At 35.6% G+C, this 19,255-nt stretch carries 10 protein-coding genes and 1 riboswitch; all 10 genes read right to left on the minus strand.

The window, feature by feature from the left end; genetic code table 11:
- Positions 1–12: 12 nt before the first annotated feature.
- The 10 genes from ACQKMF_RS10590 to ACQKMF_RS10635 all read right to left on the minus strand — a co-directional run bounded on the left by ACQKMF_RS10590 (position 13) and on the right by ACQKMF_RS10635 (position 19,255).
- Positions 13–3,972, minus strand: a complete 3,960-nt coding sequence (locus ACQKMF_RS10590) for a DEAD/DEAH box helicase (protein ID WP_427572988.1) — start codon at positions 3,970–3,972, stop codon at positions 13–15.
- A gap of 1,375 nt (positions 3,973–5,347) precedes the next feature.
- Entirely contained in the window at positions 5,348–5,887 is a 540-nt protein-coding gene (locus ACQKMF_RS10595) for a VUT family protein (RefSeq protein ID WP_427572990.1), read from the minus strand.
- Between the two features lie 134 nt (positions 5,888–6,021).
- Positions 6,022–6,750: a 7-carboxy-7-deazaguanine synthase QueE gene (gene queE, locus ACQKMF_RS10600; RefSeq protein WP_427572992.1), complete on the minus strand. Its 729-nt coding sequence runs from the start codon at positions 6,748–6,750 to the stop codon at positions 6,022–6,024.
- Positions 6,743–7,225: a 6-carboxytetrahydropterin synthase QueD gene (queD, locus tag ACQKMF_RS10605; RefSeq protein ID WP_283917778.1), complete on the minus strand. Its 483-nt coding sequence runs from the start codon at positions 7,223–7,225 to the stop codon at positions 6,743–6,745. Before queD ends, queE begins: the two co-directional genes overlap by 8 nt.
- A gap of 3 nt (positions 7,226–7,228) precedes the next feature.
- Positions 7,229–7,909 carry a 7-cyano-7-deazaguanine synthase QueC gene (queC, locus tag ACQKMF_RS10610; RefSeq protein ID WP_427572994.1) on the minus strand — a complete coding sequence of 227 codons (681 nt, stop codon included), beginning with the start codon at positions 7,907–7,909 and terminating at the stop codon, positions 7,229–7,231.
- Positions 7,910–7,943: 34 nt separating this feature from the next.
- Positions 7,944–7,986, minus strand: a riboswitch (PreQ1 riboswitch).
- 153 nt (positions 7,987–8,139) lie between these two features.
- Entirely contained in the window at positions 8,140–10,431 is a 2,292-nt protein-coding gene (gene dpdD / locus ACQKMF_RS10615) for a protein DpdD (RefSeq protein ID WP_427572996.1), read from the minus strand.
- Positions 10,416–10,931, minus strand: a complete 516-nt coding sequence (gene dpdK / locus ACQKMF_RS10620; RefSeq protein ID WP_427572998.1) for a phospholipase D-like domain-containing protein DpdK — start codon at positions 10,929–10,931, stop codon at positions 10,416–10,418. Before dpdK ends, dpdD begins: the two co-directional genes overlap by 16 nt.
- On the minus strand, positions 10,924–15,429 hold the full coding sequence (gene dpdJ, locus ACQKMF_RS10625; protein ID WP_427573000.1) for a protein DpdJ: 4,506 nt from the start codon (positions 15,427–15,429) through the stop codon (positions 10,924–10,926). The genes dpdK and dpdJ overlap by 8 nt, the downstream gene beginning before the upstream one ends.
- A gap of 27 nt (positions 15,430–15,456) precedes the next feature.
- Positions 15,457–16,113, minus strand: a complete 657-nt coding sequence (locus ACQKMF_RS10630; protein ID WP_283917773.1) for a hypothetical protein — start codon at positions 16,111–16,113, stop codon at positions 15,457–15,459.
- A complete protein-coding gene (locus ACQKMF_RS10635) occupies positions 16,100–19,255 on the minus strand; it encodes a hypothetical protein (protein ID WP_427573002.1) in 3,156 nt (1,051 codons plus the stop codon). Before ACQKMF_RS10635 ends, ACQKMF_RS10630 begins: the two co-directional genes overlap by 14 nt.

The following is a 19,255-nucleotide window of genomic DNA, read 5'->3' on the forward strand; positions in this document are numbered from 1 at the left end:
AATCAATCCCTTCTATTTCACACGACCCTTGTGATCTCTTAAACCGTTTTTAAAACGAATGGTGTCAATAACCCTCGTATACATTTTCCTACTTGCTGCTCGTTTTGCTTGCACAGTAAACATCTTTGAGCTTCCAGTTACAATTAATAGCTCTTTAGCCCTTGATAGCGCAACGTTTAAACGACGATAATCATTGGCAAAACCAATATCCTCTTCTTTATTGCTATGATTACGTACAAAGCTTGCGATAATAATCTCACTTTCCATCCCCTGGAATCTATCGACGGTCCCGACCCGAAACTTGAGATGCTCTACTTTAAGATCATCTACTAAATGCCTTAATCTACGCACTTGCTCCCCGTAAAAGCTAATGATACCAACATTCTTCGTTGCATCCTCTGAGATTCTACCTTCTTGTTTTGCTTTGTCGACAGCAGCATTTAGGTCGACTAACAATTCAGAGATGATTTTTAACTCGGCACCATTATAAGGACTTGTCATCCCCTTCTCTTTCGTTTCAAAAAATCCCTCTTCATGCGGTAGGTCAAACCACATAATATGCTGACCACGCTTCACATATTGTCCGTCTAAATAATGGTCACGTTCTCTATTAGAATTTTCTAACCCACATCTTAATCCGTAACCTGCCTCACTTTCCCCTTCATAAAACTGAGTGATTGTTTCCATAATATCTTCATGCATTCGATATTGAATCCGGAGAGTGCTTTTATACTGATCTGGCAAAGTTTTAAATAAGCGCTCAAACAGAGATTCCTGCAGGTTGGCTTTGACCTCATCCTTTTTCTGTGGATTCGGGATTTTCTCAATCACTTCATCCAATGTTTCCTGTCCAATGAGTGGTGGTAGCTGATGATGGTCCCCTACCAGAATGACCTTCTTCCCTTTTAGCATCGGTAAAAGCAGTTCAGGTGGTGTCGCCTTTGATACCTCATCAATAATGACCACATCAAAATCTGGGTAATCCCTAGCAAAATCCTTCTTCGCAGACTGCACACATGTAATCCCAATCACATTCGCATGCTTAATATACAGCTTTTTAATTTCTCTCAGGTCATAATCCTTTGCATCCTGCAGCATATTCGACCATTCAACCTTCATCATCCGTTGATTCATATAGGCTGTAATATGATTATCCGACCTCTCCATTCTCTGTTTTATCAATTGGTTCTTCTTATCAATCATCATTTTCTCTTTTTCTACGTTAATACTACTTAAATAATCAACTATTTTCTGATTCTCTTCCACTTGCTTCACTAGGTCTTCTAGAGTTGGCAGTAGTTCTGCTAGCTTAAAGCCCAACCCCTCCACTTCACGAGTGATTTCTTTTAGCTGCACCCCATATTTTTCACAAGCAAACTCTTTCTCCTGCTTCTGAATCATGAGTCTCTTTTTATATTGCTCCTCTGTTCCTAGCTCCGTTAACTCTCTCACCGCAACATCTACTAATCTTCTTAACTCAGAGACAGTTTTACTCGGCTCCTCACCATCCAACTTTCCTTTCAACTCTATCAACAACTGATGACACTTCTTCACCTGATTTTTACCTGGTACCATGTCAAAATGGATAACGCCGATTTCATTCTCTATCTTCACTTCTACTTGCTTATAATAATCAGTTAGTGCTTCCAGCAATTCCACGGTTAAAAGAGGAAGCTTACTTTTTGCCTCTCTCATCTCCACCATTCGCAGTTTATTGCGCTCAACCGTCTCTTTTAGTAGCTTTTTAGCAGCAATACTTTGATTGTATTCTTCTATTAACTTCTCCACTTGTTTCGGGAGCTTTTTCGTGAATTTCCATTTCAAGTTTTGTAGAAAAGAAGGCTCTGAGAATGCCATCATCCGATTTGCCAGACGAGGAACAAGCTGCATAAGGTCTGTATGTGGATACTCATCGGATCCACCTAGTGTCTCTGCTAATTCTGTATCATACCCATATTGAACGAGCACCTTCTTTTGCCTACCAATGACAATATCTAATTGCTTTTCTAGCCTTGAAAAAGTATCATTATCACTCGCTAACTGTGTCTTGCCAGCTTCTTCTTGATTAACCATACGAATCGACTCAGATAGTTGCATTTGTTTTTGCAAAATCGCAGGAGAATTGATATACCTTCTACTATTAATAAAAGATACAATCTCCACATCATGCATCCGAGGAATTTCCATTAGGATATCCTCTATTTCTCTCTCACGTCTCCTCAGCCGTTCTAACTGGGAATCTAATTCTTTATAGTGTTCTGATGCTTTGTCGAAAGACTCCTGTGCTTCGAGATATTCGATTTCTACTCGTAGACGATTGATTCGATTCTGAAGAGTAGCCTTCCTCTCATCAAAATTATTGCTTTCTTCCCAATTATCTAGTAACACTTTAAGTTGCGCAGCTTCATGGGAATCCTGCTGTAATTTCTGTTCGAGCTCCTTTTCCGTTAGCTCATGCTTTTCTTCTTTATTCTTTAATTGAGTCACGTGGTCTTGGATGTGACGCAGTTCATTTTGTAATCGAAACAGCTTCGTTCTGACCAATGGTGCTTTTTCGATATCTGCTAGTTTTTCTGCATTGTACTTCAGGACATTCTGATTTTTCTTAATCTCTTTCTTCTTTTCCTCAATTAACTGATCAATGTCCTTAATATCAAGTTGAATGTTTTCCAGCGTTTGCTTTTTCCAAGTTTCTGCAACATTTTCTTCGATGAATTTCTTGCCTTCTTCTTCGATACTCTTTGTGCGCCCTTTACGGAGAATCCGGACCTTAGGGTGTGCAAGTAGCTTGCTAAGTGCATTATCAACTGCTAGGTTTGATTGAGACGCAACTAATGTTCTAAGACCCCGCTCCACATTCTGATAACAAATTTCGGCGATGACCGTTGTTTTCCCAGTCCCAGGAGGCCCTTGAATCAGGTAAATATCCTCTGCTGCTAATGCCCCTTTTACTGCAGCACGCTGATAATGGTTTAAATTATCTTGTATCGCTTCTTTAAATTCAAAGCTTTGCACATTGCTAGATGTATCCATCACCGGATTTTCCTCAAATAGCAAGTACTCCAAATTCGGGTTTTTCGCTACACCATTCTGCAGGTCACGAAATCCTCCTCTTAATCTCCTCGCCTGTGTTAAACCACCATGATTACTAATATGCACCAGCCCCGCTGTCACTGGCGTCCATTTATTCTGCCTAGCGAGCTCCACATAGTCCTCATCAAGCTCAATCTCTACAATATTCTTATCAAAATCAAAACGTCGAACCGTCCCGATTTTTTCATCTGCCTCGTCCTTGCCGTCATCCTCCCACAGCAATGACACTTCGGCACCCTTTAAATCCCTTCGAGCTACTTGCCCTCTTAAAGAAGGACAGTGAATATTCAATTCTCGTAAGTGTTCAGTGAACCTAGCAGATTGAAAATCCATCGTCACCTCGTCCTGCTCTGCCTTTTCCACAATCATATCGAGATACACTTCCCAGCTCTCTAGCCGACTCTTCACAAACTTCGACTGCTCTTTTGCAAACGGGAGATTCTTGATTGCTTCTAGCGTTTCTACTGTTAAGGACGTAGCACTTCGTTCATTAATGAAGAAATGCAGTGTGGACGTAACCCGACGGTTATTTGCTTGACCTATTCCAAAAGGTAAAATCTTAATTCCCGTAACAAGCAATCCATCATCCTTTACCACTCCATACAGACTAAACGTCTGATCCTTCACATATTTCATGATTCCCTTATTTTCCGTGGAATCAAAATGGAGATTTACATATAACTCCTCTTCTGTTCTACCAGTCGCTTTCTCAATATGTACAAGAAATGAATCCTGGGAGGAAAGAAGAAGGTGAATAATTCTATCCGTTCGCACACTAAAAAACTCATCTCTATACCCTAAATTCTCATTTATATCAGACAAAGCTCTTTTGGTTAAGTTAATATAACACGGTTGTGACTCTACCTTCGCATCTAACATACCAATTCTTCCTCTCAAAGGGGACAGCACCTCGTCCTACCATTTTCTGTAAACACTTCAAACACTCAAACATACAATGTTCAGTATTTATTACCTATTAAACTTATCAGCTATATAACTAGTATTTTACATGATAAGTCCTAATTTTCGTGCATTCGCGACAACATTCGACAAATGGAAGATTAAGGGTAAAGCGGTCGGGCTCATCGTTTGGTCCGGGTTCGTGTCTGGGTCCGGTGGGAAAAAGGATACAGTTATAGGTTTACTGTCCCATAAAACAGAGATTCGTAGGTTATATGAAACCTTTTGTGATATTTCAGTAATATAAACAAAAGAAATGCAGTATAAATCCTAAACATCTAGGGAAACGGTGCCTGTCCCATGTCTCTGCCTGCCCTTTCCCCTATATTTCTCCGCTTTTTAACAAAATAAATCATGAATTGTTGCGTATTAATCATGAGATTAAGAATAGAACTTGAACTGAATCATCTCAGATATATTGAATGGCATAGACAATACGTTTTCTAAAAAAATAAGTTCAAAGAGGCTTAGTCTCTTTGAGCTTATTTCTTATGGAAAGCAAAATTATCTTGATACTCTAATATAAGGGCACAGCCTCATTGAACTTTTTATATAGGAAGTCTTTGTTTAGCATAAAACACGTTTCCCGCTCATCATCTAGGAATCGATTGTAATCCTCAAGTAGTTCCTTTATGGGCAATAACAATTAGATAGTCCTTTTTTGTTCTTTTGTTCCTTAGGTGTTTGATACAATTAATATCAGACATTGCTAGCATCCTTTCGTAATCCTCCACTCTGTATTGATTCGACACCTATACAGTAGAGGGACTTGGGGTGGTTGGCAACAAAGTGCAGGACTCTAACTTCAAAGCTCTGCACTTCTATTTTGCAATACACAAAATATGTAATTTTATTACCTATTATGCCATAATACCTATACATAAGCACGTTTTTTTCTTTATTATGATTAATATATTCTATTTTTTCAATTATATTAAATTAATTAATATCGGCTTTGTGGACACTGAAAATAATAAAATGGCAATTTATTGGAAATATTCCCTTTCCATATTTTGCACTATAAAAGAGGTTTGATTTAATTTGCTATATGGTAAATAAATCAGACAATAAAATGTTCATGGTTAAGGGGATAAATAATTTACGTTAAGATATTTGCGGAAATTATGAAAAATCCCCAAATCGAGTAGATTCGGGGATTTCTGAATTATATACCAAATGTTAGAGAGTTCAGTATAATTATCAGTGTTTAAAATAATTTACTTCTGTCCATCTTCTATTAAACAATCAAAAAATAGTTTAAATCCTTTTACCATAAGTCTCAAGGTGGTATATCTTATGGTGTTGCCGTATGATTTCTAGATGTGTAATAAATCACATTAATAATAATGGCAGCTATCCCCTGGATAACCGTTTTAACAATAATCTGACCAAAAATTGCAAATGGAACTGCTTCCCAAGGTATAAAGTTCGCACCAATTGGACTTAAACCTATAATTACAAATATTACAGAATCTAATAGCCCGCCAACAATACCACTATATAATACTCGCCAACTCATTGGTAAATTCAAACGAGTATATATTTCAGTATCAGTAGTTTCTGCAATAACAAATGACAGGGATGATGCTAAGACAATCAATAAAGTATCACCTAATAGAAAAGATACTAAAGCTGACAAAGCAAGAGCAATAGCAATACAGAAATATGTTTTCTTTCTTCCATATTTGTTCTGTACCAAATCTCGAAAAATAAAAGTAGCACCTATTAAGAAAGTGCCCATTGGGATTATGAATACGCCAAGCTGAAAAGGAGCAAATGCAGCAGTAACAACGTTTGCAGTTATAATAGCAACTAAGTATAATATTATTCTCAACTAATCACCCCATCTTAATATATAAATTTAAAACTATTTTCTCTTTTAAAATAGGAACGTATGTTCCTAGTAATATTCTACCTCAAACTTATAAAGTTATAAACTGGATTTTTCAGTTTGTTTCAATAAAAAAACTAAACTCCTCGTTTATTTCCCCATATATAGGTATGCAGTTGTGGTAATACTTTTACATCTTTTAATTCATTATCTAACATGACTTTATTTAAAAGCCATTCATATTTCTGTAGAAGTTGATTTACCAAATGTTGATTATCTGTTGTTTTATTATCCTCATTTCCAACCTGTAGGAAGAATGGAGTTTTGGGATATCTAAGGTGTATTTTTTTAGCATAGTTGTAATCAATCTCATCGAAAACAACAACCTTCAAACTTACATTATGTGAAGGGTCTTTTTCCTTTAGATTGTCAATTACTTTATCAAGTATATCAAAATTTGTAATCATCCCTGAACTTGGTGGCTTTGGAGAAATTGTTAATTCATCGATATGCAAAAACCAATCCTGCCACTTACTTCCCTGTGTCTCTAAACCAATTTTTATATTGTTTTCTTTTAAAAGGTCGATTAAGTAACTTAGGTTCTTTAATAATGCAGGATTCCCACCTGATATTGTTACAAAAGAAAAACCATCTCCGCCGAGTAAAACAAGTTCTTTCCAAATTTCTTCTGCGTCCATTTGCTTTATTAAATCTTTTCCAGAACCGTCCCAGGTAAAAGCAGAATCACACCATGAACAAGAATAATCACAACCTGCTGTTCGAACAAACATTGTCTTTTGTCCAATGACCATGCCTTCGCCTTGGATAGTTGGACCAAAGACCTCCATTACTGGTATTTTACTCATCCTCTATCCACTCCCGTCTTGCTTCAGCATAACCTGTTGGAGTTTCATATAATCGAACAAACTCTAATCTAGCATCCTTGTATTTAATCTGTCTTTCTTCTTGCTTCAAAGCATCGGACATTATTTCATAAATCCACACGACAATGTTTTCGGCTGTGGTATTCATCGGTGGCAGTGTTTCATTTAAATATCTATGATCAAGAAATATTTCAATTTCGTTTTTCCAAATTTCTTTGATCTCACCAAAATCAATCATTAACCCACGGTCATCAACAAATCCGCTCAGTCCAAAAATAACTCTATAAGTATGGCCATGGAGATTTTTGCACTTTCCTTCGTAGGCATGCAAATGATGCGCTGAGTCAAAGGTGAATTCCTTACTAACCATCACGCGTTTATTATGGTACTTTAACTGGTTACGTTTTATATCTTCATCTATTTTTTGGAGCTTTTCAACAATCCGAAAACCGTACATTATTTATTGCCCCTTTCTATCCTTCAAATAGTTGTCTAAGCCGTTTTTCCGTAACTTACATGCCGGACATTCACCACAACCATCGGCAACAATTCCGTTATAGCATGTCAGAGTTTTTTCACGGACAAAATCAAATGCTCCAAGATCGTCTGCTAGCTTCCATGTTTCAGCTTTATTCAACCACATTAATGGAGTATGAATCACAAATTGCTGATCCATAGAAAGGTTAAGTGTTACATTTAATGATTTAACGAACACATCTCGACAGTCTGGATATCCACTAAAATCCGTCTCACAAACCCCAGTGACAATGTGTTTCGCACCAACTTGGCTAGCTAGCACACCAGCAAAAGACATGAATAATAAATTTCGACCAGGAACAAAGGTCGATGGAAGGCTGCCGCCATTTTCCCCATCCTTCACTTCAATTTCATCTCTTGTTAAAGCATTCGGTGCTAGTTGATTCAGTAAACCCATATCTAAAATATGATGCTTTACACCAAGTTCTTTTGCTATATTTTTTGCACATTCTATTTCAGTAATATGTCTTTGATTGTAATCAAAAGTAACAGCAATTACTTCTTGAAATTGTTCTAATGCCCAGAATAAACACGTAGTACTATCTTGTCCTCCACTAAACACAACGATAGCTTTATCTTTTTTCAATTGTAAAACTCCTTTCAATAGAAAAAACAGCACTACTAAGAAAGCAGAACTGTTTTCCTTAGTTTTTTAAAGAGGGTAGCTAGAACCTCTACCGCGAGAGCGGTTTCTCTATAAATATTATATCATAATTTGAGATAGAATTATTTTTTTTAATTATTGCTACAACTTAGGTTACTAAAAAAATCATCAACCTTTATTGGTAAAGGCACTTTCAATTTCATTACAATTACCTAGTAATTAATAATAATTTAGCTTACATGACTAGACATAACTTGGTTATCATACTGTTCTTGACAATACTCCTCCAATGCCTCTATAATTCCGGTTTCCCCTGAACTTCGAGAATATAATAAATTATCATCTAAATAAGGTGATATCCCAAAAGTTAATGCATGGGACATACAAGTTGTGACGAGAATAACTAAATCTGAGTTTCGAGCATACGCTTTCGCTTCATTTGTCAATTTACTATCCGTACAGACCTTTACTTTAACATTTGGATTTCTCTTTGTAATCCGCTGTGCAGCTCGCTGTGCTGGTTTCTCACGTAGAGAGTAGATGGTAATAGACATATTAGGTAATACCTCTAATAGATCCATATCTCTATTAGAAGTTATCTTCTCATTTAATGCATCAATCATGGAAGAATTAGCAGATATTCTGTTTCCTAAATCAATCCATGATTGAATAACCGTTTGGTTAGCTATTCTATCAAGAAGAGATCCAACCCAATTTGTCCAAACTGGTTGTAAGAGATCATCACCAAGTCCGTATTCCTTAAATAGCTCTAAAGATTCTAGCACATATGATGATAATCGATCTGTTGGGAATACATTAAACCATGATTCGACTTGATTCCAATATAAATGAACTTTGGAAATCTCTAAGCACAATAAACCTTCCGTTAGTCTTAATAAAAAGCCGGTATTATTTTCATTTCGTTTCCCATGAATACAGAGAATTTCTCGCGTATATTCATATAATTCATTCGCCTTTTCATTAGGAAAATAATCATCTTGCATTAACTCTGTAACAAACATAGGCAATGCTGTTTGTAAAAGAGATTTTTGCATGGATGAGAGAGACTCTATTCCTATCGTAGCTATTATTTCTGATAGATTACTAAGAGACGTAATGGACCAATTGATATTCCCTTGTTGAACATCTATCGTCGTTAAATGCTCTTCTAAAAGATCAAAATCAGAAGTGTGTATAAAATTATAAAACCAGTTGTACCAATCCACTCGATCGGTTGTCTCAGTCGTTATTAATAAAGATTCATTCTCTTTTTGTAGATTAAGTAAGTAGATCATCCATCCTTTAGATTGCGGTTCTTTCATTAACTGCCGTTGTTCCTGTTCAGATAGCATTTCATAATGCTTTAATGCAACAGAGCACGTTTCCTCTGTTTCTTCCATAATGGAAATTCCTGCAAGCAAACGAACCTTATCAATAGAAAGATCAACTCCATTTAGAAGAAGAAAAGCATCTTCATACTCATGATTAGTAAAACACTGTTTGGCTCGTTCTAATTTATCATTAATGGAGATTATCGGCTTCTCTTTATTCGTTTGTACATAAAGTAAGAGGAATTCAATAATATCTTTAGTGATCTCATCTTTGGTCTTTTCTTGGTAGCGCTCCAGTTTATCTTCCTGACCTTTAGAAGCTGCTTCATAAGCAAATACACGTATAGAAGTTTCCTCATCTAAACTCAACTGTGAACGTAAGAGTGTTCCAAGCTTATATCGTGATTCTTTAAATGCTTTCATTGACAAATCATATCGGCCGAGAATATCCGATTTAGATAATTTGCGTTGATAAAATGTTCGGATTAAAGCGATATGAACTTGAATAGGTATTTTACCGAATCCAGCCAAGATCTCAAAATCATCAGATTCCCAAATTCGATCCCACTTACCTTGGGCACTTAACCACAGAAGCGTTAAAAATTTATAATTTTCATCACTCAAATATTTTCCTTGCTGAAGTGTATTTAAATAGCTTTTCGCCTCTTCCCATTTTTGTAAAACAATCGCTTGATAAAATCTGCTTCGTAATGTGAATGCATTTACCTTTAACTCGTCATATGAGATGTTCGGTCGACGGTCATCAAGCCTCCTCCATAACCGAAGTCTCCCCCAAATATTTTCTTCCTGCTCAACCTTTGATACATAAGCGTAATAACCATCAGGAAATAGTTCATGCCCGATTCGGCCCAATCTTTTTTCCGAATCATAGTTTAACTTTCTTCCATCATTTAGTGGTGTACAATGATAAGGTAACAAAAAGTGATCTAATTCACGAACATGTTGTCCTAATAAATAATCTTTATGTGCAAACAAAAACCAAAAAGTCTCCTTTTGGTTGTTCCTAAAAGGAAGAACAGCAGGGTTATCCTCATAAAACCTTTTAATCATCCCTAATAATTCATCGTTTTTCCCTGACCACTCATTCCCGTTAACGGATAAATGATAAGGATTTACACCATTTACTTGTAGTAGCAGAAGAAGGAATTTGGTTTTTAATGATTGTGACATATTTCCTCAGCCTCCTCCCATCTAGTACGTGCTGCTAGCAAAGCCTGATTGACCTCAGACCGATCACTTGTAATACGAATATTTTCACCATTAATATTAATACCGCTAAACGTAAAGTTCATTGAACCATGTAGATATATATGGCTAGTCATAAGACCTTTTTCGTGATTGTTATTTAATTTCTTTATTTCAACTTCATTTAGTTGGCTAATAAACCTCTTTGTTTCTACTCGATTAGGATCACATATGATACGGATTTTAGATCCTTTCCAAGATAAAGTATTTAGTATGTCTGAAAGATAGATGATTTTCCCTTCTATCATGGGAAACAAATCAGAGTATTGTCCTAATCTATTCCGTATAAGAGGTGAATTACTTAAAAAAGGCGATATCAAATAAATCTCTTTACTTGGTAGTACAGCTTCTAGTGAAAAAATAGTTGCTAAGCAATCTATTAACGTTACTGAACTATTATGGGAGCGAATGGTACGATTATGCATGTGTTACCTCCCTCACTCGAACATCAAACAACCAATTACTACCTTTACTATGAACACCTGAGATATACGGATAATAAAATTCATAATCAAAATCAATTGGGGTTTGAATGATATCCATTAATATCCTTTGACATTCTTCCATTTCCTCAAATGAAGTCCATACGCAAACTTGGTTACCCTTTTTTAATAGTTCCATTAATCTTTCACTCCAATTAGCCTTACTTGAATCAATGGTTATCTTTGTTGGTTTACTTACCGACTTAAGTAATAGGCGTGATGGCTTTGCAAAAGATTGATATGGACTATATAGATTCAAACATTCAGGACAAGAATCATTACAGTCATTCCATAAAAGAGTCTCGACAAGTAATAGACGTTGCTTTTCATCATAGTTGCCGCTTGAATATAGATTTTCAAGAATAGAATCAATCCGTACTTTTATGTCATCCAATCGCAAACAAGCAACAGTAAATACACGCAGATCAATTTTACATTCTAATCGTCGTTCCTCACGACGCCACAACTCTTGTAAATCTTTCATTAATTCATCCGTCATTTGATTATTATTATTATGAAGCAATTTCGTTGTAAAGCTTACAAATAATTCACGATTTGGCGTGATACCACGGTCACTTAATTGCTTTCGAAGTAATTCAAGTTGCTGTTTTTGCTCATCCAAATTGGTTGCTTTCCGAATAATAGAAATGGTCTCATAAAAGTCAGGATCATTAAAATGATCAACGATAGAAGACAATCCTTTAGAAATGTCGTTTCTTGGACAATCATCAACTGCTTTAAAGAATAAATCTTCAAACAACCTAGGCTCATTACTCATTGCAGAAGCAATACTAGAAATAACCCCCATTCCACCTGAGTCTGTTTCTGAAAGCCATATTTGATGATCCTTTATATCAATATTGATATCTTCTGTATTGATATCAGGTAATAATTGTTCAACTGCCTGTTTTATACACGCTGCAATTGTTGTTTGCAGTCGTTCCATAATCCACGGATAATAGGCTTCATCCTCGGTTATATCTACATAAAGTAAGTCAAGACGTGCAATAAAACGTTCCATAATTCCTTCATCATCCAGATGGGATAATAACCTTTTATAAAGTTTGGCTTCTTCTGCCTGGTCATTATCTTCTATTTTTACGGCCGTAGATTGAAAAATCACATTAAGCGCTCGTAAAGAAATGGCCTTAACCTGTTCCCTATAGATTTCAACCGCTTCTTTAATGCCACATTGTTTACTAACGGAAGTCGCAATGGTTGAGGACAGACATATTTGCCAAAGCCATTCGATTTCAAAAATGGATAACTGGCTCGCTAATTCTAAATCATTCTGAAGCATATCCAGATAGAATCTTGGTCTTAATTCTGTCAAAAGCTGTTCCCATTCTGGTTGAAACTTAATTTGTTCTAAGTCTATATCAGCTAACTTAAATACAATAGCATCGACATCAACTTGGAAACCAAGAGCCGTTTGGCCTTTACTTGAACCATACGTAAAATGATAGACTTTCCTCTCGGATTTTCCATCTTTATATTTAATTTCAACATTACATTTGGTTGCATATCGCGTGAACGTTACCGTTTGAAGTTCATTAGACGAAAATAAATGTATCCTAGTAAAGAATGATTTTAATGCTGATTGAGATAATAAAGGGATGTCAACCTCTACTTCTGTTTCTGCATGATTCTTTGTTAAAACCTTTACATTCCAATCCAATATTCCTGTTGTCCTGTCACTTAATTCATAAGGGATTTGTAATAGTTCATATTTAAGTGGTAAATAAACGTCAATGCGGTCATCATTTTCTTCTACCCTATTGATAAATCTGCCAACAATATTTCCCTCTTTCATATCAATGATTTCTTTATCTAAAGAAACTGGTAACCATTGTGCTTCCTTAATGTTTTCCGCCTTGGCATATCTCTTTGAAACATTCCCTGGAGCAAATTCTTTAATTCCTTGTTGTAAAGCTTGATAATGAACTCTTTTCTGATCTTTGTTAATCCATAATTCTAATTCATTTACTTCTAATGTAGAAAATAAGTTTCTTGGAACATACCCCTGTAATGGTGATGTTGGCAATTCTTTGTTCCCCTCTTGTCTTGCCCAATCCATGGATAGATGATTTAACAAAGTAGGGAATAAATCAAACATGATAGAGCGCGGAGGAGTCCATAACAACCGATTAAGATGATTTTCATCTACTTGTAAGGCAGACTTCATAAAAAGAATAAACTCTTGATCATTTCCATCTAAAATATCCATAACTAGATCAGAAATCACACGTCGTTCTCTCTGATAACTTTTATATTGTGGTGAAAGAACATTCCAAATCGGTTGGTTAAACCCTTGTTGTTTTAATTGAACACTAAACCAATCCATAACGGCAAAACCAGCTTGAATTCTCTGAACATATACATTCCTAACGGGTAAAGATAAGTCTGGTAAATTGGGGCTAAATAATTGTTCTGGAAAATCATAGACAAACCGATCCCTACCATAGGATGACACAACTACTACTGTCCAAGGCCTCGTTCCTCGCTTACGACCTGCACGACCTTTTCGTTGTAAGAAAGATGCTAAATTCCTTGGTGCCTTATGTTGAATAACAGCCCCTACAGCTGGATCATTATATCCAACTTCTAGAGTACTAGTTGCGACGACAAACTTTGCTTTTGAATCAACACCTTTATATTGTGAAGATGTAATAGCAATCTTCATTGGATTCTGAAGACCTACAGGGTCAATTCGTTTGGCTAGTTCCCAAACCTGACCTGCATTAAATTGATATTTTTTTGTTTTTTCAAGCTGTGGTGCTTCTTCTTTGATTACTTCCCAATCACGATATTGGCTTAATACAAGATCTTCTTCTGCACTCTTTTCAATATGATACCAACGATTAATTACGTCTAATTTATCCGTAAAACCGAAGATCTTGGAACCAAAGGCACCATTCGAAGTTGAATGACCAAGAGGGTCTAACATTCTTCCCAGTAACATAGCCGTCTGCACAGATGTTGATAATAGAGCAGTACTGGAAAATGGATCCCCACGAAGTACAAGATTATATTCCATACCCTCATCGGTCATATCTTCGGGATTTGGAGTTACGTACTTACAACTATTTTCTGAAATACCTACTAATTGTGAAAAGAAATATTGTGGATTTGGTAATGTTGCTGACAAACCAACGAACTGAATTCCATACCGAGAATCCGCATATTTTTTTACTAGATTTTTCCACCTCTTCAAGACATAAGAAACATGGGCACCATTTATTCCATTGTAAATATGGACTTCGTCTAATAAAACAAATAATGGTGGCTTTCGATCTGATCTAATACCAAAAAGGTGTTGATCATAACCACTTGATAGTTTTCGATTTAACATCTCGGTAGTAGTAAATAGAATATCAGGTTGTTGTCTTATCATCCGTTTTCTTGTCAAAATAATATTTTGGGATTCAACTATGACATGACAAGTTGCACCTGTACAATAGAGTTTTTCATATTGATCTTCATTTGTTGCTATTACCTTCTCCAAGTCAACTGTTTTCCATATTAAATCCGAACCACAATTTGGACAAACTAAGGATGGACAGACATAACCATCTTGCTTCTTTTGCCATTTTCGATTTTCATGGGAACGTACTTCCTCTGCATGGTCAGGTGTATCCCCATAATAACATCCAATAGATATTGGACGAATGGACTGCGAATGAAATAAATTGTTTAATTTTAATACTTCACTTAAAGCCTCACTGTATTGATCCTTCAGCAATTCTGTCCGAGGATAAATTGCTAACATCCGTGTCCATGTCCGTGAATCATCTTTAATAGATTGGGAAATTTGACTAAAGGCAGGTAAATAAAACGACTTCGTTTTCCCTGACCCTGTTCCAGCTCCAATGATCGTTCCACCTTCAGTTGACTTTTTGCCTTCTTTTAACAGATGCAATAACGATTCAACTTGAAACACTGAGAGTTTCAAGTTACCATGTTCTAATAATTCATCAAGTGCCGATAGAATAAAGGGAGCAAACTGTTCATCTCTTAATTTGCTCCTAATTTGATTCCAATTTTGATCACGCTTTGGATAGTTCCGATACTTCAAATTTGTTTTTATGTTACTAACTAAGTTAGGTGCACTTAACCAATCTGTAAATTTAAAACGTTGTTTTAGCAAATATAAGAGACGAACTGTTTCAGCATAACGAGAACGATAACCCGTCTTCCCTTTAAACAACAATTTTCTATCCACCAGATTATTGATGATATCACTTGATCTAATACCTTGATCTTCTAATTTTGACCATAGTTCTCCTATAAATTGAGTGGGAGAAGACTCAATAATCTTTTCTACCTTAAGTAACGGATTAAAAGATCCTCCTATGATCCCCCACGTTAACAAGTTATTTTCTTCTAATTCTAATTGTGTTAATACCTCTTCTGCTAATCTATCTAAATCGGTGCGTTCCATTATTGAAACCTCACTTAACTGACAAAATTATTTATATGTGATCTTTAAGTTACTTGAAAAATTATTTTCATTTAACCAACGGATTATTTCTGGAGTAACATCGTTGATGGTTGCTTTGTTATTTGCCACTGAATCAAGAAACTTTTGTACCTCAGGTGACGCATTAATATTCGTTAACTTTTCTCTAGCGCGAATAAGATACCTCGTAAACTGTTGTAGATTTCTTTCAGATATTGGCCACTTATTTGTCAGAACTTCCAACCAATGAATAATATCATTGATATCGGTATCCAATCCTGCCACCTGTTTAATAGAGGATAAACCTCGGATTACATCCTGACTTTTTGAGGATGCGAACTTAGTCCATTTTTCATGCCATTCGGTATTAAAATTATCTATTTCCTTCGTTAAATAATTAATTTTATTTTGTTTAGGGTCGTTTTCAAAGGTTTCAAGTAATTCATTAATCTTTTCTATTACTTTGGACATATCAGGTTTCATAAACTCTTCTGGATATGTCGCTTCAAGGCTTTTAATGGCGTTAATAAACTCGTAATATGCACTTGATTGATCGACTAATTTTTGACTAAATTCTCGATAATCTTCATACTTACTCAACCTATCTTCCTCTATTTTTACTTGCTCAATTAACTTACGAGTCGATATAACCTTATCTAATAACATTTGATGACACCTCCTTATGGATGTCTTCAATATCATTACGTAATTTTTCCAAATAATTGCGTGTATCTTCAATTACTTGTTTCGTTTGACCTTCTCTTAACTTTTGATCTAACTTTTTGTGCTTTTCATCAAATTTATCGTATCTATTTTTTAACAATCGGTCCATCTTTTCAAACAATTTGATATATTCAACGATTCGTGTATGAGGAACGGTTATTAAACCTACTAATAACTGGTCATTATCCCACTCTTCCACTTGTTTTAATGACTTCAATTGAAAAAGAAGCTGCTCATGGTTTAAATCACGTTTTTGTAAAGAACTAAAATCTTCACTAACAAAACCCTCGTTAATACTTTTGAAATAGCCTAACAAATCCCGCATTTCATTAAATAATTGATCCACTGTTTCATCAGAACCAATATAATTCATTATGCTATTTATTCTCTCCTGAATTAAATTACATTCTCCTTTAATTGCAAGAGGTAATCCATTTCTCAATAGATCTAATAGTTGTAAAGACGTAAATCGAGTCGATTCTCTATAAAGAGTATTATCAGGTAATTCTAATTTCTCCATATCCCAATTCTGTTTTTTTAGAAGTTTAATTTCTTTTAAAATTTTTGCAGCATCAATAAAATGAACTCCTGTTTTATCAGTAATCTTTCCTTGGACACGGTTATACATGCTTTTTAATAAATCGTAGTTTGTCTGAACTAGTCGATTGGTCCCAGAGTTATTAAGTCGCTTTTGCATAGATGTCCATTCTGAAGAGCGATGTTCCTCAATCGGAATCTGTGGTTGCTGAAATAAAGCTTCATAAATTTTTAAAGAAGACATGTCACTTCGGTTCAGATTCCCTGATAATACTGTTAATTGGTAATTTGCTATAAGAACCCATTTTGAAAACTCCCATTTTTCACGATTCGTCACTTCTTTTGGGTACTTTATATAAGCTATTACATTCTCTTTTTCTTCATGAAGCCAATTATAAAAACCAGGTAAATAATCAATGCTACTCTCAAAATCCCATGATTTATTCCCGAGATGTCGCCATGCGGCCATCGATAATAGCGCATAGTAAGTAGAAGGTTTTTTCTCTATTAATAGTACTTCACTGCCTGCTGTTGATACGGTTTGACCTTCGATATGAATTCTCCGACTTTGAAAGTGGTCGCTAACTAAACGAGAAGAAATATTCTCCGCTTCCCAATCAATAAAATCAATAAAGGCATTGTAAATGTCTTCCCTGAAATTGGAATAACTTTTTATCTTTCCTATCCCATTCATCCACTGTTCCAGTTCTGAAACAACCTTATCAAATGCATCTTGACCAGGATTTTTAGCTATTGGTAGGACCACCGGAACTATTGGATCAGGAGGACGATCAATTTTCCCTCCTCCAGTAGGGGGGATCGTTACAGTTGGTTCAACCTGTGGCTTGACCACTCGATTTTTATCTGCAATAAAGGGTAAACTAAAAGCATAAAAGGCATCTTTTGACAATCCACCAACTGTCATTTCATTGTTATGCTGAACCGTATCGACTGTACCATTTCCCCACACTCTTAAGAAGGAGGTCAATCGTTCGCTATGTTGAGGTTCCTTGTTCTCTATTATACGTTTTGATGTGATGACATCCTTGAAATTAGATAAATGAGGAAACTCATTTGTTAATTCAATAATTTTAGGTGGAAACTCATCATTGGCAAAAAATAATTGCAATAGATGCGTTAAAACATGTTTCAAAAATCTCCTGGGTGTTTTATTTTCTAATGCATGATAAAAGTTTTCTAAAGCTGTTTTGTTAAAAGGAAACAATGTTAACGTACGCTTATCTTTCAAATGAAAGTTAGCCCATTCAAAATCTTTGTATTCTGCGGAAATCGGAAGCGATCCTTCATCTGCTCCATTATCTACCCATTTAACAAGTTGGCTGCGTTCTATATAAATGGCATTAAGATATCGAGCAGCCATTTCTGAAATTTGATTACCATCAAATAATGCAGCCTTATCAATTAAAACTCGACCTGTTACCCTTTCTTTCAGATTATCAGGAATCGTAGTCTTATAGTACTCATTTGTAATCCCAACAAAGGAAAGAAGTCGACAGTATTCTTCGTTATAATCTGTTCCTTTATGTTCAGTGACTAGCACTTCAACCAATGCACGATCAATTCCTGTAAATGAAGTAATATCCTCAATAAATAGCGTTAAGTTTTTATTGTTTACTTTCAATTCTCTTCGAAGTTGCTGAAATACGTCTTTTAAGTCTGAACCTCTTAAATTGGCACAGCGTTGGACAACTGTTTCTAAAAATTGATTTAAGTAGTTAGCAAGATCCAGTCTAAGTTGAGCAGGATTTTCATTATTAAAAAGAGATTCAGCCAGCTTCATAGAACGTTTCGATGCATCAGATTGCCTAAAGGTTTGAAGTAAATCAACTGTTATGACAAAGTCTTCTGCCTTAAAGCGTGGAGAAATATCATCTAGCCGCTCATTTGAACTTTCAGCAGCTAATCTCATTTTAATTCTTTCAATTGGACCCGATTCCCTGAACATAAACTCTTGAATAGACGGTTCTACAAGAAAGGCATATAAGTTTTTCTTGATTTTACTTGGTAAACTAGCTGTCTCCTCATCACCTTGGACAGCGATCGCGAATTGATGAATAATATTTTGTTTTAAATCACTTTCTTTTAAATGCTCATTCGCTAAAATCAACTTTTTAATTTTATCAATCGTATCACTTTCTTCGAATATTCCTGAATTGATAATTTGTTCAAGAGCACCTCTTAACGTACTTTGTGAACGAGAAATGAATAGTACGGCTTCTTCATCTAAATTAACTGATTTCTCATATCGTTCCTTTACCCACCGGATAAAATGAGATTTTCCTGTTCCATTATCCCCTTGAACAATAATAAATTGGTGATCATTTCGACGGTTTAATACTTGTTTCCGAAAGAATGTCTCCTCATCCATTTCTGATTTTCCTGTTTCTTTAATTCCGCTCGTAACATGTATTAACTTTTTAAAGGGTGTATGTGTAGCAAGGAAGTTAACTTCGTCAATATTCGTAGCATCCGTTCGGATCACATCGGCCACTTTGTCCAAATATTGTTCTTTATTTGGATTATTCAT

This window comes from Peribacillus sp. NPDC101480 (assembly GCF_050277335.1).
GTDB lineage: Bacteria > Bacillota > Bacilli > Bacillales > DSM-1321 > Peribacillus.

Excerpts from the sequence above, each read along its gene's own strand:
- ACQKMF_RS10590 (WP_427572988.1), bottom strand. The coding sequence starts at position 3,972 with ATGTTAGATGCGAAGGTAGAGTCACAACCGTGTTATATTAACTTAACC.
- queD (WP_283917778.1), bottom strand. The coding sequence starts at position 7,225 with ATGTACGGTTTTCGGATTGTTGAAAAGCTCCAAAAAATAGATGAAGAT.
- ACQKMF_RS10630 (WP_283917773.1), bottom strand. The coding sequence starts at position 16,113 with ATGTTATTAGATAAGGTTATATCGACTCGTAAGTTAATTGAGCAAGTA.
- ACQKMF_RS10635 (WP_427573002.1), bottom strand. The coding sequence starts at position 19,255 with ATGAATAATCCAAATAAAGAACAATATTTGGACAAAGTGGCCGATGTG.
- dpdJ (WP_427573000.1), bottom strand. The coding sequence starts at position 15,429 with ATGGAACGCACCGATTTAGATAGATTAGCAGAAGAGGTATTAACACAA.
- dpdK (WP_427572998.1), bottom strand. The coding sequence starts at position 10,931 with ATGCATAATCGTACCATTCGCTCCCATAATAGTTCAGTAACGTTAATA.
- queE (WP_427572992.1), bottom strand. The coding sequence starts at position 6,750 with ATGAGTAAAATACCAGTAATGGAGGTCTTTGGTCCAACTATCCAAGGC.
- dpdD (WP_427572996.1), bottom strand. The coding sequence starts at position 10,431 with ATGTCACAATCATTAAAAACCAAATTCCTTCTTCTGCTACTACAAGTA.